Here is a 22,814-nt window from a genome sequence, read left to right as displayed (position 1 = left end):
CGCGCCATCAGAGATGTGTATAAGAGACAGGTACTCGACCGAGGCGACCGGCGTCGAGTTCCCGGTCTGAGCGGGAGCGGCCCGGTCGGACGAACTAGTGAAGCGTCCCCTCTCGGACGTGCGCGTCGTACGCGAACAGCGCGTAGCCCACGTCGACCGCGCGGTGGCCGGTCTCGGCGGCGATCTCGCGGATCGGCCCGATCATCGCGACGTAGTCTCCGGCGTCGAATGACTCCTTGCGCCCGTCGAGGTAGCCCAACCGTTCGAGCGAGGCCCAGACGCGCGTGTCGACGACCGCGTGGCGGTCGCCGTCGAGCGCGGCGGCCACGCACGACGCGGTCGGCGCTTTGAACCCGGCGAGCCCCGTGATCAGGTGGATCGCCGAGAAGTCGCCGTCGACCGCGCGGGCGTTTTCGGTCACCTCCCGGCACCGCGCCTCGGGGTTCTTCTCGACGTGGTACGCGCTCCGCGTCGACGACTCGTAGGCGATCTCGTACAGCTGGTCCCGTGTCAGGTATCCCTGCGATCGGTACGTCTCGCCGAACTCGTCGAGCCGCTCGGGGAGGACGCCCTGCGTCTCGGCGTAGCGGTCGAGGTGCTCCCCCACGAACGCGTCGAGGTCGTTCGGAACCCCACGAGCGTCGTCATCGTCCGGGACCGCGTGAGTGTCGTCACCCGCCATGGAGTGCGATCGACGCTCGCCGACCAAAACGGCGGCGCAGTCGCTCGGCGGGTGAATATACGGGAACGCGTTTCGAGAGCTGTCCGAGTCTGCCGGTAGCGGATACCGCCGGGCGAGTTACAGCCGAGTGAGGTTCGTCGCGCGCGGACCCTTGTCCGCCTCCTCGATCTCGAACTCTACCTCCTGTCCCTCCTCGAGGTCCGGGCCGCCGACGTCTTCCATGTGGAAGAACACGTCCTCGTCAGCGTCGTCAGTCTCGATGAATCCGTAGCCGCCGGTGTCGTTGAAGAAGTCGACCTTGCCTGTCGCCATCGCGTCTCAACTGTCTCCCGACGTGCGTATAAGTGTTGCGTGCGCCGCGACCGCCGACCGAAATCGGCCGATCCGCGCCGATCGCTTTCGATTCCAAATTTTTGCCCGCTTCAGACTTTGCTTCCGAATGGGAAAACGCACTAAGGGAGTACCCCGTAGTACAACACAAGATGAGCACCAGAACCACCCGCCTCGACATCACGGGGATGAGCTGCGCCAACTGCTCGGCGACCGTCGGCGACGCCGTGGAGTCGCTCGACGGCGTCTCGCGGGCGGACGCGAACTACGCCACCGACGAGGCCAGCGTCGAGTACGACCCGGAGCGGACCTCGCTCGCCGCGATCTACGAGGCGATCGAGGACGCGGGCTACGGCGCGGTCTCCGAGACGGCGACCGTGGCGATCACCGACATGAGCTGCGCGAACTGCGCGGACGCCAACCGCGACGCCCTCGAAGCGGTCGACGGAGTTATCGAGGCCGACGTGAACTACGCCACCGACGAGGCGCAGGTTCGGTACAACCCGGCGGAGACATCGCTCTCGGCACTGTACGACGCCGTCGAGGCCGCGGGGTACTCGCCGGTCCGCGAGGACGGCAGCGGCGACGGCGAAGGGGGCGACGGCGAGGGTGCCGACGGCACCGGCGGAGCCAGTTCCGGCGAGAGCGCGCGCGACGCGGCCCGGAACGCCGAGATCCGCAGGCAGCGCCGGCTGACGCTGTTCGGGGCGGCGCTCTCCGCGCCGCTGCTCTTCTTCATGATCGACGCCCTCCTCCTCGGCGGCACGGTCGTCCCGGACCGGGTCTTCGGCGTCGGGATCCACTGGGTCGCGTTCGCGCTCGCGACGCCGGTCCAGGTCGTGCTCGGCCGGCCGTTCTACAGGAACTCCTACAAGGCGCTCGTCACGAACGGGCGCGCCAACATGGACGTGCTGATCGCGTTGGGCTCGACGACGGCGTACGTCTACTCCGTCGCCGTCCTCCTCAACCTGATCGCCGGGGGCGTCTACTTCGACACGGCCGCGCTCATCCTCGTCTTCATCACGCTCGGCAACTACCTCGAAGCGCGCTCGAAGGGGCAGGCCGGCGAGGCGCTCCGGAAGCTGTTGGAGATGGAGGCCGACACCGCCACCCTCGTCGGCGAGGACGGCACCGAGGCGGAGGTCCCGCTCGACGAGGTCGCGGTCGGCGACCGGATGAAGGTCCGGCCGGGCGAGCGCGTCCCGACCGACGGCGTCGTCGTCGAGGGGCAGTCAGCCGTCGACGAGTCGATGGTCACCGGCGAGTCCGTCCCGGTCGAGAAGACCGAGGGCGACGAGGTCGTCGGCTCGACCGTCAACGAGAACGGGCTCCTCGTGATCGAGGCGACGAAGGTCGGCGCGGACACCGCCCTCCAGCAGATCGTCCGGACCGTGAAGGAGGCGCAGTCGCGCCAGCCTGACATCCAGAACCTCGCGGACCGCATCTCCGCGTACTTCGTGCCGGCGGTCATCGCGAACGCCCTGCTGTGGGGAGTCGTCTGGTTCCTCTTCCCCGAGACGCTCGCGGCGTTCGTCGACCGGCTCCCGCTGTGGGGACAGGTCGCGGGCGGGCCCGCGCCGGTCGGCGGGGGCGTCTCCGTGTTCGAGTTCGCGGTGGTCGTGTTCGCCTCCTCGGTCCTGATCGCGTGTCCCTGCGCGCTCGGCCTCGCGACCCCGGCCGCGACGATGGTCGGGACCACCATCGGGGCCCGGAACGGGGTCCTGTTCAAGGGCGGCGACGTCCTCGAACGCGCGAAGGACGTCGACACCGTCGTCTTCGACAAGACCGGGACGCTCACGCGCGGCGAGATGGAGCTCACGGACGTGGTCGCGGTCGGCGAGGTGCCCGACGGGGGCGCTGTCGTCGAGAGCGGGAGCGAAGCGGCGACGAGCGAGGACGCGGCGACCGGCGATTCGACGGCGACGGCCGAGGACGAGGTCCTCCGGCTCGCCGCGAGCGCGGAGCGCGGCAGCGAACACCCCCTCGCCCGCGCCGTCGTCGACGGGGCCGAGGCGCGCGGTCTCGGCCTCTCGGACCCCGAGTCGTTCGAGAACGTGCCGGGTCACGGGGTGAGAGCGACCGTGGACGGCGACGAGGTGCTGGTCGGTAACCGGAAGCTGCTGCGCGACGCCGGGATCGATCCCGAGCCGGCCGCGGAGACGATGGAGCGACTCGAACGCGAGGGGAAGACGGCGATGCTCGTCGCCCGCGTCCGCGCCGGCGCTGACGATGGGGAACTCCTCGGCGTCGTCGCCGACGCCGACACGGTGAAACCGAGCGCCGCAGAGGCGGTGAGCCAGCTGCGCGAGCGCGGCGTCGACGTGATGATGATCACGGGCGACAACGAGCGCACGGCCCGCGCGGTCGCCGAGCGGGTCGGGATCGACCCCGAGAGCGTCCGGGCCGAGGTCCTCCCCGAGGACAAGTCCGACGCGGTCGAGGAGATTCAGGCGGACGGTCGCCGGGCGATGATGGTCGGCGACGGCGTCAACGACGCCCCGGCGCTCGCGGTCGCGTACGTCGGGACCGCCATCGGCTCCGGGACGGACGTGGCCATCGAGGCCGCCGACGTGACGCTGATGCGTGACGACCCGCTCGACGTCGTGAAGGCGATCCGCGTCTCGGACGCGACGCTCCGGAAGATCAAACAGAACCTCGTGTGGGCGCTCGGCTACAACACCGCGATGATCCCGCTCGCCTCGCTCGGACTGCTCCAGCCCGCACTCGCGGCCGGCGCGATGGCGTTCTCGTCGGTGTCGGTGCTGACGAACAGCCTGCTGTTCCGGCGGTACGACCCCGACCGCGACTACGCCCTCCTCGGGTTCCTCCGGCGCTAATCGATCCGCGGCCGCCACCCCGCTTCACTTTTGAACGCCGTCCCGAAGCCCCAAGACGGCCCGGGGCGTACCCCGGGATATGTCGACCCTCCTCGTCGTCGGCGGCAGCGGCTTCATCGGACGCGACGTCTGTCGGTTCGCCGTCCGCGACGGCCACGAGGTCCGCAGCGTGTCGCGGAGCGGTCGCCCCGACGTCGACGAGGAGTGGGTAGAGGCCGTCTCGTGGACGAGCGCCGACCTCTTCCGGCCGAACGCGTGGCGCGACCGCCTCGACGGCGTCGACGCCGTCGTCCACTCGGTCGGAACGCTCACCGAGTCGCCGACGGAGGGCGTCACCTTCGAGCGCGTCAACGGCGACGCGTGCGTCCTCACGGCCTTGGAGGCCGAGCGCGCCGGCGTCGACGCCTTCGTGTTCCTCTCTGCGGCCGCGAAGCCGCCCGGCGTCCGGAACGCCTACCTGACCGCAAAGCGCCGCGCGGAGGCGTCCGTCGCCGACCTCGACCTCGACACCGTCGTCCTCCGGCCGGGACCGGTGTACGGCGAGGGCCAGCCGCACCTCCCGGGCGTCGCCGACCGCGTCCTCCGGTTCGCCGCGAGCGCGCCGCCGATCGCGTCGCGGCTCGGCGAGTCGCGGCCGCTCGCCGTCGGCACCGTCGCGCGCGCGGCGTACCGCGCCGCGCTGGACCCGGGCGAGCGGCTGCTCGACGTCTCCGATATCCGCGACCTCGCCGACTGATCGACCGGGCGAAAAGAGCCGACGCCGACTCAGCGCGCGCTGCGTTCCCTCGCCATCTCCAGCGAGACGAAGAAGCCGAAGTACGCCGGGATCCCCGCGATCATCAGCATGTACAGCACCCACTGCGGAGCCGTCGGGAAGGCGACGTTGTACAGCGCCGACGCGAGTCCCACCCACACGAGCGCGAACAGCAGGTCCTGTAACATTCCGGTCCCGTTCTCGCTGAGCACGTGCCGGGCGCGGTCGGCGACGCTCGGGTCGGTCGGCTGGTCGTCCGGCGGCTCCGCGGCGTCCGAGTCGGGCATGAAGTGAGTGTGTTCGGGGGGTTACGTCGGTGTTGCGGAATCGCGCGGCGTCGACCGCGCGACGGGGCGATCCGTCGGCCGCAGAGTCGACCGTGCCCGTCGGGGATCGGTCCCCGTTGAGGCGGTGTCAGTCTGCTTCGAGGTAGTCGACGACGAGGACGGGGACGTGCGTCGAGCGCAGGGTGCGCTCCGTCACGCTGCCGAGCAGCGCGCGGCGCACGCCGGCGCGGCCGTGGCTCCCCATCACGATCAGGTCGACCTCGTGGTCCTCGGCGTAGTTGGCGATCACCTTGTGGGGCCGGCCACCGGAGACGTGTTGGACGACGTCGACGCCGCGGTCGGCGCCGCGGTCGGCGACCACGCCGGTCGCCTCGTCGGCCTGTTCTTTCAGCTCTCCCATCTCGTCGAACCGGCCCTGCTTGAGCCGGTCGACCTGCTCGGTCCCGAGACTGAAGTTCACCGAGTCGATGTCGACCACGTACAGCGCGTGGACCTCGGCGTCGTACCGCTCCGCGAGGTCGAGCGCGTGGTCGACGGCGGCCTCCGCGACGTCGCTACCGTCCGTGGGAACGAGGATGCGTTCGTACATGGATTACTCCGATTCCTCCGTGACTTCGTCGTCAGCTGCGCGGTCGCCGTCCGTCGCCGCGTCGTCAACTGCGCGGCCGCCGTCCGTCGCCGCGTCGTCAACTGCGCGGCCGCCGTCCGTCGCCACGTCCTCGCCGCCGTCCGCGGCGACGACGTCCTCGGCGGTCTGCTGCTGCCCCATCGGTTCGGGGCTGTGACACTGCCGGACGATCCGCTTGGTTTCGAGCGACGGCTCGTCCGTCGCCATCGAGACGACGATGGTGACCGCGAACACGACCGGGAGCGTGATGAGCGCCGAGCCGATGGCGGGCATCCACGTCGCCAGCCCGGCCGACAGCGGCGCTTCGAGGGAGCTGACGTACGTCGGGACGATCTGGTTGATCATCGGGATCGACCAGAGCGTCAGTCCGGTGGTCATGCCGGCGAGCGCGCCCTGCCGATTGGCGTTCTCCCACCACATGCCGAGGAAGAACATCGGGAACAGGACGGAGCCGGCCAGCGAGAACGCGTACCCGACGAGCGCCGCGATCGACGACGCGGGGTTGAGCGCTGCCAGCGTTGTCAGCGCGCCCAGCGCGACGATCGAGAGGCGACCGACGAGGATCTGCTGGCGCTGCGTCGCGTCCTCGTTGATGATGTTCGTGTAGATGTCGTGGCTGATCGCCGACGAGCCGGCGATGAACAGCCCGGCGACCGTCGCGATGGCGGCGGCGATACCGCCCGCCGCGACGATGCCGACAAACCAGTCCGGGAGCCCGGACAGCTGTGCCGCCAGCACGACGATGACCTCGCTGGCCGCGCTCGTCATGCCGGGGTCACCGTACGTCGCGCCGACGTTCTGCGAGTAGAGGTCCGTACCGAACGCCGCGAACGCCGGGGCGCTCCAGTAGAGGATACAGATGAAGAACAGCCCCCAGACCGTCGACCAGCGGGCCGTCCGTTCGCTCTCGACCGTGTAGAACCGGACGAGCACGTGCGGCAGCCCGCAGGTCCCGACGATGAGCGAGAACGTCGTGGCGACCCACAGGTAGTAGCTCGACGAGGCGAACGGCTCGGAGAACTCGCTGCCGAGCTGGCTGATCAGCGCGCCGTACTCGAGCTGCGGCAACACCGTGGAGTAGCCGTTGGTGTAGCCGACGACGAACAGCCCGACGACGAACGCCAAGATGAGGATGACGTACTGGACCGCCTGGTTCTTCGTCGCGCCCAGCATCCCGGACAGCGTCAGGTAGCCGACGGTGACGACCATCATCGCCACCACCATCACCTGGTACCCGTCGAGGCCGGGGATGAGTCCGCCGTAGTCGCCGAAGATGTACAGTCCGACCAGCGCCATCCCCTTCGCCTGCCCGATGGCGTAGACGAAGCCGATGAGGAACGTCGTCACCGCCGCGATGGCGCGCGCGGTGTCGGAGTTGAACCGGTCGCCGACGAAGTCCGGCGCGGTGTACTTCCCGAACCGGCGCAGCTGCGCCGCGAGGAAGATGAGCAGGATGAAGTAGCCCGTCGTCCAGCCGACGACGTACACCAGCCCGTAGAACCCTGCGAGCGCGATCGAGGCCGCCATGCCGAGGTAGGAGGCGGCGGACATCCAGTTCGCCCCGATCGCCATCCCGTTCTCGACGTTCCCGATCGAGCGGCCGGCGACCCACATGTTCTCCGTGTCGGCGACGCGGAAGACGAATCCGATGGTGAGGAACAGCCCCAGCATCGCGATCACGAGGATCGACGGCGCGAGCTTGAACGAGATGTCGAGCGCCTCCGGCAGGAGGTCGCTCTGTAGGAGGAGCGACGCGCCCGTCATTCGTCGGTCCCTCCGTCGGTCGCCGCGACGTCACCGTGCTCGATGCCGTACTTCTCGTCGAGCGCGTCCCGCTTCCGGGAGTACCAGAACGCGAGGATCAGCGCGCTGGTCGGCGCGCCGAACGCGACGAGGAAGTAGTGGAGCGGGAACCCGAGGATAGGCATCGTCTGGGTCATCACGCCGGGCGCGAAGTTCGTCAGCGTCACCGGGCCCCACACCGCGAGGACCCAGACGGCGAACCCCGACCAGACGATGCGGAGGTGATCCCGCATGTACGGCGTGCTCGGGTTCAGAATGTTCACTTCCGCCCCGAGGTAGTCGGTGTCGTTGTGCGTCTGTGCCGCGCCGGTCGCGACGCCCCCGTCGGTGGCCGCGTCGTCAGTTGCGCGACCCCCGTCGGTGGCCGCGTCGTCAGTTGCGCGACCCCCGTCGGTGGCCGCGTCGTCGGCTGCGCGACCCCCGGTAGCGGTGGCGTCGTCTCGTTCGCGTGAGTTATTATCTGTCATGTTTTGGCGTGTGTTTGTGTGGTATTTTCGTGATGTTTGTCGTCGTGTCGTCCGTCGTGGTCGTGTTCGGAACGGACGAAAACGGGCCGCCGAGCGCTACTCGGCGTTGGCCTTCTGCTGGATCTCCTCGACGATCTCGGGGTTCCGAAGCGTGCTCGTGTTCCCGAGCTCCTCGCCGTCAGCGATGTTCTCGAGCAGGCGGCGCATGATCTTCCCGGAGCGCGTCTTCGGCAGGTCCGGGGTGAACACGATCTGCTCGGGCCGCGCGATCGGACCGATGGCGTCCTCGACGCCCGCGACGATCGCCTCGCGGAGCTCGTCGGTGCCCTCGTAGCCGTCCTCGGTCGTCACGTACGCGTAGACGGCCTCGCCTTTGATGTCGTGGTTCCCGCCGACGACGGCCGCCTCGGCGACGCCCTCGACGCCGACGATGGCGGACTCGATCTCCATCGTCCCGAGCCGGTGGCCGGAGACGTTGAGCACGTCGTCGACGCGGCCGAGGACGGTGATGTAGCCGTCCTCGTCGATCTTCGCGCCGTCCTCAGGGAAGTACACCCAGTCGTCGGGGTCGTCGCTGTCGGTGTCCGAGTACTCAGCCCAGTACTCCTCGATGTAGCGCTCGTCGTTGTTGTACAGCGTCCGGAGCATCCCCGGCCACGGCTTCTGTACGGTGAGGTATCCGGCCTTGCCCGGCTCGACCTCGTCCCCGAGCGTGTCGAGGATCTGGACGTCGAGCCCCGGCAGCGCCGGGCCCGCCGCGCCGGGCTTCATGTCCTTCACGCCGGGCAGCGTCGTCACCATCATCCCGCCCGTCTCGGTCTGCCACCACGTGTCGACGATCGGGCACTCCTTGTTCCCGATGTGCTGGTAGTACCACTTCCAGGCGCGCGGGTTGATCGGCTCGCCGACCGTGCCGAGCAGCCGCAGCGAGGAGAGGTCGTGGCGGTCCGGGAACTGCTCGCCCCACTTCATGAACGCCCGGATGGCCGTCGGGGCGGTGTACAGCTGGGTCGCCTCGTGCTCCTCGACGATCTCCCAGAGGCGGTCGCGCTCCGGGTGGTCAGGCGTTCCCTCGTACATCATCGTCGTCGTCCCGAGCGAGAGCGGCCCGTAGACGATGTACGAGTGCCCGGTGATCCAGCCGATGTCGGCCGAACAGAAGTACGTGTCATCCGGCTCGATGTCGAGGACCGACTGCGAGGTCCACGACACCCACGAGAGGTAGCCGCCGGTCGTGTGTTTCACGCCCTTCGGCTCCCCCGTCGTCCCGGAGGTGTACATCAGGAACAGCATGTCCTCGGCGTCGCGCGTGACCGGCTCGACCGTCGCGCCCTCGTGTTCGGCCACGAGGTCGCCGTAGTCGATCTGGTCGTCGCCGAGGTCGTGACCGAAGTCGTCGCCGTTCGGACCGAGGCGGTCGACGACGACCGTGGTCGTGTCGTGCTCGACGTCCGCGAGCCCCTCGTTCGCCTTGTCGAGGTGGTCGAGCGGGTCGCCGCGGCGGTAGTAGCCGTCGCAGGTGACGAGGTACTCCGACTCCGCGGAGTTCATCCGCGTCGCGAGCGCGTCGGCCGAGAACCCGGCGAACACGACGCTGTGCGGCGCGCCGATGCGCGCGCACGCCAGCATCGCGATCGGCAGCTCCGGGATCATCGGCATGTACATCGTGACGACGTCGTCCTCCTCGACGCCCTGCTCCCGAAGGGCGGCCGCGAACTCGTTGACCTCGCGGTGGAGTTCCTCGTACGTGTACGTGCGGTCGTCCTCGTCGACCGGCTCGCCGACCCACTCGATGGCGGCCTCGTCGCCGCGCTCGTCGAGGTGTCGGTCGAGGCAGTTCGCCGACGCGTTCAGCTCACCGCCCGTGAACCACTCGTAGAAGGGCGGGTTGCCGTCGTCGAGCACCTGGTCGTAGTCGGTTTCCCACTCCAGCAGGTCGGCGGCCGCCTCCCAGCACTCGGGCCAGTTCTCCTCGAACTCCTCGTATATCTCCGGGTCGGAGACGTTCGCCTGCTCGACGAACGACTCCGACGGCTCGAATACCTCCTGTTCCGCCAGTCTCGCTTCCAGTTGGCCGTCTCCCTCTGTCATGGTACGGTCGTATCCAACCGATATCGCCATATAAACGCTGACGCTAAATACGAAAAATCGTGATAGACCACCGTCGAATCGCGACGGACCGCCGCGATCAGCCGTCGGTGCGGACCGCGCGCTCCTCGCCCTCTCGAACGGAGCGCTCCGTCTCCTCCTCGAAGACGCCGTCGAGCAGGGCGCGCTGCGCCTTCCGGAGGTGGTTGTGGAACGTCGGTGAGGAGACGCCCATCGCGTCGGCCACCTCCTCGGCGGTGCTGCCGCGCGGCCAGTCGAAGTAGCCGCCGTGGTACGCCGCGGACAGCGCGGCCCACTGGCGGTCCGTGAACCGGTCCGCGACCCCCTCGCGGAGCGACGACTCCGCCCGCGGCGACCGGGCGACGGACTCCTTGCTGGCGAGTCGGACGTCGGCGAACCGCTCGCGGAGGCCGTCGGCGATCGGTCTGACGTTCGTCCCCTCCGGGAAGTCGGCGACGACGCGGACCCGCCCGTCGGCGGCGGACGCGTCGCGGACCGTCGCGCCGTGGTCGACGAGCGCCCTGACCAGCGAGCCGTCGGCGAGGCGGAGCGACGCCGAACAGCCGTCCTCCCGGGTCTCTATCACCCGGAAGTCGGAGACGCCCGTCCCCGCCTCGACGACGGCCGCGACGTCCTGCGGCCGAGCGCCGTCGACGGAGAGGTACGCCCGCGACACGTCGTCGTCGACGTCGACGGTCGACGCCAGTTCGATCCGGCAGCCCAGCCGGTCGCTCGCCCGCGCGAGGAACGCCCCCTCGTCGGCGGTGTGGAACTCGACCTCGGTGACCGCGTCCGAGTGGAGCAGTTCCCGCCACCGGTCGGCGGTGATCGCCCGCCCGAGACACCGACCGAGCGCGGCGAGGGCCCGGCGCTCGCTCTCCTCGACCGGGTCGCCGTCGCCCGCGACGACGCAGAGCGCGCCGTGAACGACGCCCTCGTAGGTCGCCGGGACCGCAAGCCCCGGCCGCCCCGCCGTGCCCTTTCCGCCGTCGGTCGCGGTCGGCACGGCGTCGGCTATCGCGTCCAGCCACGGTCCCTCGGCGGCCGCGACGCGGTCCGCGAGGGCCTCGGGGTCGACGCCCGCGGCCGCCGCGACGTCGGTCCGCTCGCCCCCGACCGCGCGGCGGACGATCCAGGCCTCGGCCCAGCGGTCCGCCTCGATCAGTCCCTCTGGGACGGCCGCGACGGGGTCCGCCGATCCGGGGTCCGCGAGCGCCTCGAACCCCGAGAGGACGGTCGTTCCCGTCCGCCCCGCGGCCGCGTCGGCCGGGTCCCCGTCGGCGGCTATCGCGGCCGCGAGCGCTTCCCCGTCGAGCGGGTCGAGGTAGGGGTCGAGCGTGCCGAGCGACTCCCAGCCGCCCGCGTCACGGACCGCCCGCGGGTCGACGTCGCGGTCGACGAGCAGCCGACGGGCGAACGTCTTCCGGAGGAGGCTCGGCGTGACCCGCTCGTCGAGCGCCCCGTCGGTGCGGTCGGCCGCCCGCGCCGCGGTCTCGCTCACGATCATCTGGACGCGACGGGGCGAGACGTCGACGTACGGCTCGTCGTCGTCGACCCCCTCGCTCCTCGCGTACCGGTCGAGGTCGGCCGCGAGCGATGCCGAGACGACGGTCTCCCTGTCGATCCGGCCGGCGTCGGTCGCAGGCACCGAGAGGATCCGAGCGCCCGCGCTCGACTCCGCCTCGCGGAGGTGCCGCGGGGCGACGCGGGTTATCTCCTCGGTCCGGAGCCCGGCCTCGCCGGCCAGCCTGACGACGAGCGCCGCGCGATACGTCTCCGCGGCGGTGACGAGCGCGTCGTAGGCGTCCGCGTTGAGGCCGTCGACCATCTGTTTCGGATCTCGACGCTCAGCCGAAATAAAACTGTTCCGGTCGTTACCGCTCTCGGTGGCGGACGAACCATTTTCACAGAAATATTCACAGAAGCGGCCGTCGAGACCGGAGAAGTATTTCGCCTGCTCAGTGAGTTCCGAAGCTGTCGGTGGCAGCGGTCACCCGGATGCGCCGACGCCCCGGGACACATGATCCCACAGGCGCTCGTGGCCGTAGTACGTAAGCGTCTTTACGGCGTTAGTCACGAGGCCGATGCCTCGCCGCCCGCCCGACGTCGCCGACGACGAGCGACGCGACGAGGACCGTGATGGTGACCATCAACGCCCGGTAGCAGGGGGCCTTGACGACGGCACGGCGTCTCGGTTGACCGCGTCCCGAGAGGAAGGTGTCCGTGTTCATACCCTGTCCTTCGGTCGCTGGCGGCAAGTGACCAATCGCCGCTCCCCGTAGGCCGATGTGGAACTTATTTCAGTTTCGCTCTTCGCGAACGGTCGACTCGATCTCGCCGACGACCTCGGGGTTGCGGAGGGCGCTCACGTCCCCGAACTCCTCCCCCCGGGCGATGTCCTCCAGCAGCCGTCGCATGATCTTCCCGGAGCGCGTCTTCGGGAGTTCGGGGGTGAACACGACCCGGTCGGCGCGGGCCACGTCGCCGACGGCGCTCGTCAGTCGGTCCGCGATGGCGTCGCGGAGGGCCTCGCCCGGTTCGACGCCGCTCTTCGTCGTCACGTACGCGACGATCCGCCCGTCGTCGTCTCCGACGACCGCGGCCTCGGTCACGCCCTCGGCGTCGACGATGGCCGCCTCCAGCTCGCCGGTGTTGAACCGCTGCGCGCGCACGTTGATCACGTCGTCGACGCGGCCGAGGATCGTGACGTAGCCGTCCTCGTCGACGGTCGCGCCGTCGCCGGTGCGGTAGCGCCAACCGTCCTCGCCGTTCAGCCAGTACTCCCGCAGGTAGCGCTCGTCGCCCTCGCGGAGCCCGCGCAGCATGCCGGGCCACGGCGACGCGAGCGTCAGGTAGCCGGACTCGCCGGGGTCGACCGGCTCGCCGTCCTCGTCGACGACCTGCGCGTCGATGCCGGGGAGCGGCGGGCCGACCTTTCCCGGCTTCATCGGCGTGACGCCCGGGAGCGTGGCGAGCGCGATCGCGCCGGTCTCGGTCTGCCACCACGTGTCGACGATCGGCGCGTCGCCGCCGCCGACGTGCTCGCGGTACCAGCGCCACGCCTTCGGCGTGATCGACTCGCCGACCGTCCCCAGCAGTCGGATCGACGAGAGGTCGTGGGAGTCGGGGTACTCCGCGCCCCACTTCATGAACGAGCGGATCGCGGTCGGCGAGGTGTAGAAGACGCTCACCGCGTTGCGCTCGATCAGGTCCCACACGCGGTCGCGGTCCGGGTAGTCGGGCGACCCCTCGTACAGCACCGTCGTCGTCCCCGTCGCGAGCGGGCCGTAGACGCCGTAGGAGTGGCCCGTGATCCAGCCGATGTCGGCTGCGCACCAGTAGGTGTCCTCGGGGCGCACGTCCAAGACCTTCCGCGTCGTCCAGGCGACGTGCGCGAGGTAGCCGCCGGTCGCGTGTTCGACGCCCTTCGGTCGCCCCGTCGTCCCGGAGGTGTACATCACGAACAGCAGGTCCGTCGCGTCGCGCGCGACCGGCTCGACCGTCTCGCCGTCGTGGGCGTCGACGAGCGCGTCGTACTCGTGTTCGTCGTCTCCCAGCGAGACGGAGAGCTCGTCCCCGAGGCGGTCGACGACGACCGCGGCCGAGAGGTCCCCCTCGGCGCGGATCCGCGCGTTGTCCGCCTTCGACTTCTGGTTGAACGCGTCCTCCCGGCGGTAGTAGCCGTCGCAGGTGATCAGGTACTCGGAGTCGGCGGCGTCGATCCGGGTCGCGAGCGCCTCCGCGGACAGCCCCGCGAACACGACGTTGTGCGGCGCGCCGATCCGGGCGCACGCCAGCATCGCGATCGGTAGCTCCGGGATCATCGGCAGGTAGAGCGTGACGACGTCGTCCTCCTCGACGCCGAGGTCACGGAGCCCGGCCGCGACCGCGTTCACCTCGCGGTGGAGGTCGAGGTAGGTGTACGACCGGCGCTCGCCGCGCTTGCCGAACCACCGGATCGCGAGCTGGTTCCGGCGCTCGTCGAGGTGGCGGTCCACGCAGTTCGCCGCGGCGTTGAGCCGACCGTCGGGGAACCACTCGTAGAAGGGCGGCTCGGAGTCGTCGAGGACCGTCTCGTACTCGCGGTCCCACGTCAACAGGTCGGCGGCCTCGCGCCACGCGTCCGGCCCCTCCCGGTCGAACCGCTCGTACACCGCGGGGTCGCTCGCGGCCGCTCGCTCGCGAAAGTCGGCCGGCGGCGGGACGGCGTCCCCGTCGCCGTCGACGAGCCGACCGCGGCTCCCGGATTCGTCCATGACACGTATTGGCCCGCGGAGAAAGGTATACTTTGTCCGAGCGCCCCGCCGAGTGAGAGCCGCCGTCAGACCGACTCCTCGGCCGGCCGGGCCGTGATGTCGGCCGCCTTCGCCCGGGCGCGGGCGACGATCGACGGCTTCGCCTCGAAGTCGACGGTCACCTGGTCGCCCGCGTACGTCTCCTCGTCGACGTGCCCGTGGTCGTGGACCCACGAGACGAGGCTCATCGCGTCGTCGGTGACGGGGAGGACGAGTCGCTCGCGCTCCCACTCGGGGAGTTCGTCCTCGACGCGGTCCCGGAGTTCGGCCACGCCCGCCCCCGTCTTCGCCGAGACGCCGATCGGGTCGGGTGCCACGCCCGAGAGCGCGGCGCGCTTGTCCGCCAGCTCGCCGGGCTCCAGCCGGTCGATCTTGTTGAAGACGGTGACGACGGGGGCCTCGTTTCGCTCGTAGAGGGTGTCGTGGCTCGTGACGAGCTTCTCGCGCATCGCCTCGACGGGCTCGCTGGCGTCGACGACGAGGAGGACGAGGTCGGCGCGGTAGACGGAGTCGAGCGTCGACTCGAACGACTCCACGAGCCAGTGGGGGAGATCGGAGATGAACCCGACCGTGTCGGTCAGGAGCACGTCGCGCTTCTCCATCTCGGCCCGTCGGGTGGTGGTGCCGAGCGTCGTGAACAGCATGTCCTGCGACTCGGCGGTCGTGTCGAGGTCCGGGTGGCGCTCGGCGTTCTCGTCGACGTCGATCTCGGCCGCGAGCCGCCGCATCAGCGTCGACTTGCCGGCGTTGGTGTAGCCCGCGAGCGCGACCAGGTCGAACCCGGAGTCGCGGCGCTGCTCGCGGCGCGCCTCCTCCTTCGCCGCGATCGATTCGAGCTCGTCGCGGATCTCGGAGATCTGGCGTTTGATGTCGCGCTCGACGCTCTCGTCGTACTCGCCGAGCCCCATGAACCCCGGCCGCTCGTCGCGCTTGGCGAGGCTCGCCTTCGCCTCGGCGCGCGGCAGCTCGTAGCGCAGCTCCGCGAGCTCGACCTGGAGCTGCGCCTTCCGCGTGTTGGCGCGCTGGCCGAATATCTCGAGGATGAGCGTGAACCGGTCGACCACCTCGACGCCCTCGGCGAGCCTCCCGCCGATGTTAAACGTCTGGTACGGCCCCACGTCGTTGTCGATTATCACCGCCTCGGCGTCGGTGCGGCGGACGAGGTCCCGGAGCTCCGCGACCTTCCCCTCGCCGAACATGAACGCGGCGTCCTCCGTGCGGGTCTGGGTGAGTTCGCCGACCACGTCGTACCCCGCGGCGGCCGCGAGCTGGCCGATCTCGGAGAGGTCGGCCTCCCCGGCGTCGACGCGCTTGGCGACGACTGCTCGGCGTCCCTCGCCCGTCGGACCGGCGTCGGCGTCCGCCCCCGCGGCGTCTCCGGTCATAGGAGAAGCTCCCGGGCGGCGTACGCGGCGTGGTGTGCTGCCTGCACTGTCTCGCGCTCGCCTATGCTCTCGACGTATTTAAACTCGGGCTGGAAGCTGAGTCCGACCCGTTCCGCCGGCTCCTCGTAGAACTCGCCGCCCTCCGCGACGATCGGTCCGTCGGGCGGTTCCGGGAGGCGACCGACCGCCTCCGCGGTGAGCGCGACGGTCGCCTCCAAGGTCGGTCCCTTGCGCGCGGCGGCGAAGCCCATCCCCTCGACGGACCGGATCCGCGCGGAGTCGATCCGCGCGTGGACCGCGGCCGCGACCATCAGGTACTCGCCGTCCTCCTCGTGGCGACCGCTGATGTCGACGCCGACGACCTCAGGGGCGGGCGCGCTCCACCCCTGTTGGCCGGGACCGAACCGGGACCGCCGTCCTCGTCTCGTCCATGCGCCGCCGTACGTCGGCCGGCGAATTGAACGTTTCCGTGCCGCCGGTCAGGCCCGCAGGTCCTCGACGACCGCCTCGATCCGGTCGACGGCGGCGTCGACGTCGTCGGCGTCGACGTCGAGGTGCGTGGTGAACCGGGTCACGTAGTCGTCGAACTCGACGCAGCCGACGCCCGCCTCCTTACAGGCCGTCACGAGGTCGGCGGCCTCGATCCCGGCCGCCTCCGTGTGCGCCACGACGATGTTCGTGTCGGGCGCGGGCGCGTCGACGCCGTCGAGCGCGTCCAGCCCGGCCGCGAGCCGCTCGGCGTTGGCGTGGTCGTCGGCGAGGCGGTCGACGTTTTCCAGCGCCTTCAGCCCGGGCGCGGCGATCATCCCCGCCTGCCGCATCCCGCCGCCGAACAGCTTGCGGACGCGGCGCGCGTCCTCGACGAACGCCTCGTCGCCGGCGAGGATCGAGCCGACGGGCGCGCCGAGTCCCTTCGAGAGACAGAAGGTGACGCTGTCGACGCGGTCGACGATCTCGCTCGCGTCGACGCCGAGCGCGACCGCGGCGTTGAACAGGCGCGCGCCGTCGAGGTGGACCGGCACGTCGCGTTCGCGGGCGGCCTCGGCCGCGGCCGCGATCCGGTCGACCGGGACCGCCTTCCCGCCCCGGTAGTTGTGCGTGTTCTCCACGGCGAGGAGGCCGGTCCCGGGCCGGTGAAGGTCCTCGTCGACGAGCCCCTCGCGGACCGCCTCGGGTGTCGGGACGCAGCGGTCACCGGCGTCTATCGTCCGCGTCTGGACGCCCGAGAGCTTCGCCGCGCCCGCCAGCTCCCAGCGGTAGATGTGCGACTCGCGCTCCAAGAGCAGTTCTTGTCCCGGCTCCGTGTGAACGTGGACCGCGATCTGGTTCGCCATCGTCCCGGAGGGGACGTACAGCGCGGCTTCGGCCCCGACCGCCTCGGCGGCGCGGGCCTCCAGCTCGTTGACGGTCGGGTCGTCGCGGTACACGTCGTCGCCGACCTCGGCGGTCGCGGCCGCGTCGCGCATCGCGTCCGAGGGCGTCGTCACGGTGTCGGAGCGCAGGTCGATGTCGAGTTCGTCGGCTTCGGGCATCGGTTGTAGGTCGTTCCGCGCCGCCGGGCATATATCCCGCGCTCGCGGCGGCCGTCAGCGGCCGCGAACGGCGTTCCGCGTTCGGTTCCTTCTTAACGACGGGGATCGATTCGAAACGCATGGCAACGGAAGCCACGGCAGACGACACGGACGACGCGTCTGACGCACCGGACGCATACGACGCCCTCCTCGACCGCGTCCAGCGGTGGAACGCGGTCGGCAGCGCCTCCGGCGTCCTCGGCTGGGACCAGCAGGTGATGATGCCCGAGGGCGGCACCCCCGCCCGCTCGAAGCAGCTCTCGGCGCTCTCCTCGGTCCACCACGACATGGTCACCGACGACGAGACCGGCGAGCTGCTCGACGAGCTCGACGACGCCGACCTCACCGACGAGCAGGCCGCGGTCGTCCGCGAGGTCCGCCGCGAGTACGAGCGCGCCGACGCCGTCCCGGTCGAACTCGTCGAGGAGATCTCGGAGACCGGCTCCGAGGCGCTCCAGGCGTGGGAGGAGGCGAAGGCCGAGGACGACTTCGACGAGTTCGCGCCGTACCTGAAGAAGCACGTCGAGCTGAAACGCGAGTACGCCGAGCACATCGACCCCGACCGCGACCCCTACGCGGTCCTCTTCGAGGAGTTCGAGCCGTGCCTGTCGATGGAGCGCGCCGAGTCGATCCTGACCGAGCTCCGAGAGGCGCTCGTCCCGATGATCGACGACATCCGCGACTCCGACGTCGAGCTCGCGGTCGACACCTTCGAGGGCACGTTCGCCGAGGAGACCCAAGAGGAGCTCTCCCGAGAGGCGCTCGAACTCGTCGGCTACGACTTCGAGCGCGGCCGCCTCGACGTCTCCTCGCACCCCTTCACCTCCGGCAACCAGTTCGACTGCCGCGTGACCACCCGCTTCGACGAGACGGACCCGCTCGGCGCGGTCGGCTCGACGATTCACGAGTTCGGTCACGCCCAGTACAACCTCGGGCTCCCGCAGGAGCACTTCGGCACGCCGCTCGGCCAGTCCCGCGACCTCTCGGTCCACGAGTCGCAGTCGCGCCTCTGGGAGAATCACGTCGGGCGCAGCGAGGCGTTCTGGGAGCGGTTCCTCCCGACCTTCCAGGAGCACTTCCCGCAGACGGAGGACGCCAGCGTTCGGGACGCCTACGAGGCGTTCAACCAGGTGTACGAGGACAACTTCATTCGGGTCGAGGCCGACGAGCTCACCTACCACCTCCACATCGTGATCCGGTTCGAGATCGAGCGGGACCTGATCCGCGGCGACCTCGCGGTCGAGGACGTGCCCGAGGTCTGGAACGACAAGTACGAGGAGTACCTCGGCATCCGCCCGGAGACCGACACGGAGGGCTGCCTTCAGGACATCCACTGGAGCCACGGCAACTTCGGCTACTTCCCCACCTACTCGCTCGGCTCCGTGATGGCCGCCCAGCTGTTCGAGGCCGCCGAAAGCGAGATCGACGACCTCGACGCGAAGATCGCCGAGGGCGACTTCGACGACCTCCACGACTGGCTCGGCGAGAACGTCCATCAGCACGGCTCCCGCTACGAGACGAACGAACTGGTCAAGCGCGCGACCGGCGAGGACTTCACCGCCGACGCGTTCCTCGACTACGTCGACGAGAAGTACGGCGAGCTGTACGGGATTTAAACGGCCTCAGCCGTTTCTGCGTTGCTTATAACCAATCGCGCGTGGCGGAGAGTCGATACTGCGGTGGCGCGTGCCTGCGAGCGGTCGCCCTCGGCGACCGCGAGTCAGCACGCGCGAGGGAGTCGCNGGGACGAGATCCATACCGTGGGCGGTGGCGCGTGCCTGCGAGCGGTCGCCCTCGGCGACCGCGAGTCAGCACGCGCGAGGGAGTCGCCGGCGGCCGAGCGAAGCGACGGCCGCCAGCGACGAGGCTGGGGAGGCGTGAGGTGCTGTGCGGGGTGGGACTCGAAGGGGCAGCCGTGAGGCGGTGTCCGTGTCGATCTCTCGCTTATAAATAGCTATCCCGTTCAGCCGAGCGGCTGGGGCTTCGGGAACGTCCTCAACGTAGTGACGGAATCGGTTCACACATAACGGCCTCTCCGCGACCTATCCCAGCCGGAACCCGGTCATCAGGCCGACGAGCACGAGCATCATCGCGCCCTCGAACATCCCGACGATGAGGTTCTTCTTCTCGATCGATTCGAGCCTGGATACGTCGGGGTCCGCCGACAGCGTCTCGTAGTACGCCGACAGCTGGAGCCGGTGCGGGACCGCCAGCCCGAACGCGAACAGCCCCCAGCCGAGCCCGAGCGCCAGCCCGGACCACGCGCCGCCGAACCCGTAGCCGAGGCCGATTTCGGGCGTCAGCAGCACCGTTCCCGACAGCACCGTCGTCAGCGAGAAGCCGACGAGGAAGAAGACGGCCTTCGGGATCAGCACGCCGTTCACCGCGGCGGACGCCTCCTCGTCCAACCCGCCGAGCGTCGGGCCGATGAGCGCGGAGAAGATCAGCGCGAAACCGAACCACACCGCGCCCGCGGCGACGTGCGTGTAGAAGAGCAGTTCGGTGCTCTCCAGCCCGAGGCTGGCGGCGAGGAACGCCAGCGGCACGAGGAAGCACCCGGCCGCGAACGCCGGGTTCGCGGCGTCCGCGAGGTGTCGAACCCGTTCGACGAATCCGGACTCCGCGACGCGACGGCTCTCGTCTGCGACGGCCATGCGACAGCGATATAAAAGTATCACACTAATACGTTCGGGTCGATGCGAACGCGCCCGGTTCCGATCGGCTCGCGGCCGCGCCGCTCGCGTACGAGACCTCGCTCCACTCGGTCTCGCTACTCGCGGGCCACAGGCCCGCTCGTTGCTAGCGGCCTCTCTCCGGTCGGCCGCTCACTTCTCGATGATGCTCTCCTCGACCGCCTCGCCGAAGTGGCGCGCCACGTCCTCGTAGTAGACGAGCGCCTCGTCGCCCGGCTCGACCTCCGTGACCGCCTTGCGGCCCTCGCTCGTGGCGATCTTCACGGTCTCGGCGTTCTGGATGAGCGTCTCGATGCGGTCGGTGCCGTCCTCGGCCTCGACTTCCGCCTGGATCCGGAACATCGGGCGCTTCTCTATCTTCACCCGACCCACGACCGCCTCGCGGGTGTTGCCGTCGGTGTCGACGAGCTGGACCTCGTCGCCGCTCGACAGCTCCGCGAGGTAGTTGGTGCCGCCCTCCGCGTTGCGGACGTACGCGTGGACCGCGCCGGCGTTCACGCGGAACGGGCGGGAGGCGACGTACGGCGACTCCGCGGTCTCGGCGTGGACGAAGAAGAGCCCGCGCGACATCGAGCCGACCAACATCCCCTCGGTGTCGTCCATCAGCGACCCGGTGTCGATACAGACGCGGTCCGCCATCCCGGTCTGTTCGACCTCGGTCACCTCGGCGTACCGGAGGTCGAGCGTCTCGCGGTCGGCCGCGTCGCGGGCCTCGACCGCGCCGCGGATCTCGTCGGGGTCGTCGGAATCGAGGAGGACGCCGTCAGCGCCGATCTCCAGCGTCTCGAAGGCGGTCCGGGCCTCCGCGGCGGTGGTCGCGCCCGCGACGAGGTGCGTCTCCTCGCCGACCCGCGCGATCAGGTTCTCCAGCGGAATGATCGACCAGTCCTCGCCGACGATCACGGTGAAGTCGGCGTCGTCGGCCGCGGTCTCCGCGAACGCCTCGTACTCGGTCCCGAGGACGCGGACGTACGCGCCCTGCGCGCGGTCGTCGCGCCGTCTGAGCGTCGTCAGGTCCGCCGACCCGGAGAGGTCGTCGGGCATCTCGATCGTCCCGTCGCCCTCGCCGCCCTTCCCGACGAAGTACGCGTCGGCCTCGGCGTCGCTCTCGGCGTCGTCGATCACGTCGGCGTCGGAGCGGAACGCCGCGACGTTGACGTCGCCGAGCTCCCGGACGCGCCCGACGTCCTGCTCGTCGACGAGGACCCAGTCCGCCCCGGCCTCGATGGCGGCCGTGACCCGTCGCTTGCGCGCCTCCCAGTCGCCGACGTCGCCGTCGGCTTTGACCCAGACCGTGCGTGTCATTGTCGGAACCTCACGGCGCGCGGGCTTGAAAACTGCGGAAGGGTCGTGCGTTGCGGCCGACAGCGCGGCGCGGCGACGACAAAGCACTTAGTAGTGAGATTACTTCGTATGAGTTAGATTACCGGATGACGCCACCACGGCAACGGCTCTCGAAGGCGAGTTCCCGATACGCGGCGGCACGCGAATCCCTCCGCGAGCGCGCCGCACCCCGACTCGGGATCGACCCGCGGGCGCTCGGCGTCTTCAGAGCCGCGCTGGCCCTCCTCCTCCTCGCCGACCTGCTGGTCTATCGGCTCCCGGGAGTGGTCCCGTTCTACACGGACGCCGGCGTCCTCCCGCGCTCGACGCTCGCCGAGACGTACCCGCTGTTGGACGCCGTCTCGATCCACGCGCTGTCCGGGTCGGCGCGGGTACAGGCCGGACTGATCGGCGTCGCCGCCCTCGCCGCCGTCTGCCTGCTCGTGGGATATCGAACGCGGGCGGCGACGGGCGTCTCCGTCGTCCTGTTCGCGTCGCTGTACGCCCGGAACCCGTACGCGATCAACGGCGGGAACACAATTTTAGTCGTGTTCCTCTTCGTGAGCCTCTTTCTCCCGCTCGACGCCCGCTGGTCGCTCGGGGGGAGTCGTCGGAGCGGCGTCGTCGAACGACGGATCTGCTCGGTCGGCACGGCCGTCACGCTGCTGACGCTCGTGTCGATCTACGCGGCGAACGCGGTCTCGAAGTACCGGAGCGACGCGTGGCTGTCTGGCGTCGCGGTCCCTCGGATCTTCCAGTTGGGGGAGTTCACCGTGGGACTCGGACCGCTCGTCTCCGACCACGCCGCGGTCCTCGCGGCGGTGAACTGGCTCTGGATCGCGCTCCTCTCGGCGTCGGTCCTGCTGGTCGTCGCGACCGGGCGGCTCAGGACGGTGGTCGCCCTCGCGTTCGTCTCCGCGCACCTCGGCATGGCCGCGACCATGCGGCTCGCCGTCTTCCCGTTCGTCATGGGATCGGTGCTGCTCCTGTTCCTCCCGCCCGGGGCGTGGGACCACGTCGAGACCGTCGCGTCGAAGCTCCCCGTTCCCGCTCGGTCCGCACCGCGCACCGCCCGGAGCGACGGCGGGCGTTCTGAGGGCGGTGTCGGTGACGGCGGAGGCGGTGACGGCGGAAGCGGTGACGACAGAACGGGCGACGCCGAGCGCGCGACGGGATCTTCACCTCCGACCGGGTCTCGGGTTCGGCGCGGACTTCGAGTCGGGGCCACCCTGCTGCTTGTTGGATTCTTCCTCGCGCTCGTGTGGTGGCAGGCCGCGGGCGTCGGGCTCGTCGACCTCCCGGCGTCGGAGTCGGCGGGCGAGCTGTCGGAGGTGAGCTGGTCGTTCTTCGCGCCGAACCCGCCGGACGCCTCCGGGTGGTACGTCCTCCGCGGGACGCTCGAATCGGGCGACGCGATCGACGTGCGGGACGGCGGGGCGGTCTCGTTCGACCGGCCGCCGGACGCGGCGGCGACGTATCCGACGACCCTCTGGCACCAGTTCGGATTCCGGATGAAGAACGCCGGCGAGTCGCGGTACCGACCGGTGGCGTCGTACGTCTGCGAGCGGTCGGACCGCGACCTGTCGGCCGTGACCGTCTTCCACGTCGAGCAGCCGGTCGACCCGGACGGACCGGCCGGAGAACCGCGGG

At 70.1% G+C, this 22,814-nt stretch carries 20 protein-coding genes; 4 read left to right on the top strand and 16 right to left on the bottom strand.

Annotated elements, in window-relative coordinates; all coding sequences use genetic code 11:
• Positions 1 to 94: 94 nt before the first annotated feature.
• Both C472_RS16025 and C472_RS16020 read right to left on the bottom strand, forming a co-directional pair.
• The gene (locus C472_RS16025) at positions 95 to 682 is read right to left on the bottom strand and encodes a hypothetical protein (protein WP_006630912.1); all 588 of its coding nucleotides are present in this window, start codon (positions 680 to 682) and stop codon (positions 95 to 97) included.
• Between the two features lie 117 nt (positions 683 to 799).
• On the bottom strand, positions 800 to 994 hold the full coding sequence (locus C472_RS16020) for a cold-shock protein (RefSeq protein ID WP_004045866.1): 195 nt from the start codon (positions 992 to 994) through the stop codon (positions 800 to 802).
• 170 nt (positions 995 to 1,164) lie between these two features.
• Between C472_RS16020 and C472_RS16015 the strand changes: the two genes are divergently transcribed.
• Both C472_RS16015 and C472_RS16010 read left to right on the top strand, forming a co-directional pair.
• Positions 1,165 to 3,849 carry a heavy metal translocating P-type ATPase gene (locus C472_RS16015; RefSeq protein ID WP_006630911.1) on the top strand — a complete coding sequence of 895 codons (2,685 nt, stop codon included), beginning with the start codon at positions 1,165 to 1,167 and terminating at the stop codon, positions 3,847 to 3,849.
• A 79-nt stretch (positions 3,850 to 3,928) separates the two neighbouring features.
• A complete protein-coding gene (locus C472_RS16010) occupies positions 3,929 to 4,585 on the top strand; it encodes an NAD-dependent epimerase/dehydratase family protein (protein WP_006630910.1) in 657 nt (218 codons plus the stop codon).
• A 29-nt stretch (positions 4,586 to 4,614) separates the two neighbouring features.
• On the opposite strand, the gene C472_RS16005 is transcribed toward C472_RS16010, so the two are convergent.
• The 12 genes from C472_RS16005 to C472_RS15955 all read right to left on the bottom strand — a co-directional run bounded on the left by C472_RS16005 (position 4,615) and on the right by C472_RS15955 (position 17,109).
• On the bottom strand, positions 4,615 to 4,890 hold the full coding sequence (locus C472_RS16005) for a hypothetical protein (protein ID WP_006630909.1): 276 nt from the start codon (positions 4,888 to 4,890) through the stop codon (positions 4,615 to 4,617).
• 127 nt (positions 4,891 to 5,017) lie between these two features.
• Positions 5,018 to 5,479, bottom strand: a complete 462-nt coding sequence (locus tag C472_RS16000) for a universal stress protein (protein WP_006630908.1) — start codon at positions 5,477 to 5,479, stop codon at positions 5,018 to 5,020.
• A gap of 3 nt (positions 5,480 to 5,482) precedes the next feature.
• A complete protein-coding gene (locus tag C472_RS15995) occupies positions 5,483 to 7,282 on the bottom strand; it encodes a VC_2705 family sodium/solute symporter (RefSeq protein ID WP_006630907.1) in 1,800 nt (599 codons plus the stop codon).
• Positions 7,279 to 7,788: a DUF4212 domain-containing protein gene (locus C472_RS15990; protein WP_006630906.1), complete on the bottom strand. Its 510-nt coding sequence runs from the start codon at positions 7,786 to 7,788 to the stop codon at positions 7,279 to 7,281. The genes C472_RS15995 and C472_RS15990 overlap by 4 nt, the downstream gene beginning before the upstream one ends.
• A gap of 96 nt (positions 7,789 to 7,884) precedes the next feature.
• Positions 7,885 to 9,879: an acetate--CoA ligase gene (gene acs / locus C472_RS15985; protein WP_006630905.1), complete on the bottom strand. Its 1,995-nt coding sequence runs from the start codon at positions 9,877 to 9,879 to the stop codon at positions 7,885 to 7,887.
• A 97-nt stretch (positions 9,880 to 9,976) separates the two neighbouring features.
• On the bottom strand, positions 9,977 to 11,725 hold the full coding sequence (locus tag C472_RS15980) for a bacterio-opsin activator domain-containing protein (protein ID WP_006630904.1): 1,749 nt from the start codon (positions 11,723 to 11,725) through the stop codon (positions 9,977 to 9,979).
• Between the two features lie 162 nt (positions 11,726 to 11,887).
• Positions 11,888 to 11,974, bottom strand: a complete 87-nt coding sequence (locus C472_RS17945; protein WP_241433011.1) for a DUF2061 domain-containing protein — start codon at positions 11,972 to 11,974, stop codon at positions 11,888 to 11,890.
• Entirely contained in the window at positions 11,967 to 12,128 is a 162-nt protein-coding gene (locus tag C472_RS15975; RefSeq protein ID WP_241433010.1) for a hypothetical protein, read from the bottom strand. The genes C472_RS17945 and C472_RS15975 overlap by 8 nt, the downstream gene beginning before the upstream one ends.
• 69 nt (positions 12,129 to 12,197) lie before the next feature.
• On the bottom strand, positions 12,198 to 14,153 hold the full coding sequence (acs, locus tag C472_RS15970; RefSeq protein WP_006630903.1) for an acetate--CoA ligase: 1,956 nt from the start codon (positions 14,151 to 14,153) through the stop codon (positions 12,198 to 12,200).
• Between the two features lie 65 nt (positions 14,154 to 14,218).
• The gene (hflX, locus tag C472_RS15965; protein ID WP_006630902.1) at positions 14,219 to 15,577 is read right to left on the bottom strand and encodes a GTPase HflX; all 1,359 of its coding nucleotides are present in this window, start codon (positions 15,575 to 15,577) and stop codon (positions 14,219 to 14,221) included.
• Positions 15,574 to 15,924, bottom strand: coding sequence for a DUF2209 family protein (locus C472_RS15960; protein WP_082238299.1), 351 nt, complete (start codon positions 15,922 to 15,924; stop codon positions 15,574 to 15,576). The genes hflX and C472_RS15960 overlap by 4 nt, the downstream gene beginning before the upstream one ends.
• Before the next feature lie 132 nt (positions 15,925 to 16,056).
• Complete coding sequence (locus tag C472_RS15955; protein WP_006630900.1) at positions 16,057 to 17,109, bottom strand: threonine aldolase family protein; 1,053 nt, start codon at positions 17,107 to 17,109, stop codon at positions 16,057 to 16,059.
• A gap of 119 nt (positions 17,110 to 17,228) precedes the next feature.
• On the opposite strand from C472_RS15955, the gene C472_RS15950 reads away from it, so the two are divergent.
• Entirely contained in the window at positions 17,229 to 18,764 is a 1,536-nt protein-coding gene (locus tag C472_RS15950) for a carboxypeptidase M32 (protein WP_006630899.1), read from the top strand.
• A 426-nt stretch (positions 18,765 to 19,190) separates the two neighbouring features.
• Here the strand turns inward: C472_RS15950 and C472_RS15945 are convergent, their stop codons facing one another.
• Together C472_RS15945 and C472_RS15940 are read right to left on the bottom strand one after the other, a co-directional pair.
• Complete coding sequence (locus C472_RS15945; protein ID WP_006630898.1) at positions 19,191 to 19,802, bottom strand: hypothetical protein; 612 nt, start codon at positions 19,800 to 19,802, stop codon at positions 19,191 to 19,193.
• A 171-nt stretch (positions 19,803 to 19,973) separates the two neighbouring features.
• On the bottom strand, positions 19,974 to 21,146 hold the full coding sequence (locus tag C472_RS15940) for a 3-dehydroquinate synthase II (protein WP_006630897.1): 1,173 nt from the start codon (positions 21,144 to 21,146) through the stop codon (positions 19,974 to 19,976).
• Between the two features lie 125 nt (positions 21,147 to 21,271).
• Between C472_RS15940 and C472_RS15935 the strand changes: the two genes are divergently transcribed.
• Positions 21,272 to 22,814 (top strand): HTTM domain-containing protein (locus C472_RS15935; RefSeq protein ID WP_006630896.1); only part of this gene is annotated, 1,543 nt, incomplete at its 3' end.

Origin of the sequence: Halorubrum tebenquichense DSM 14210 (genome assembly GCF_000337415.1) — an archaeon.
GTDB lineage: Archaea > Halobacteriota > Halobacteria > Halobacteriales > Haloferacaceae > Halorubrum > Halorubrum tebenquichense.
The sequence above is the reverse complement of the archived record's forward strand: the minus strand, read 5'-3'. Positions and strand labels throughout refer to the sequence as shown.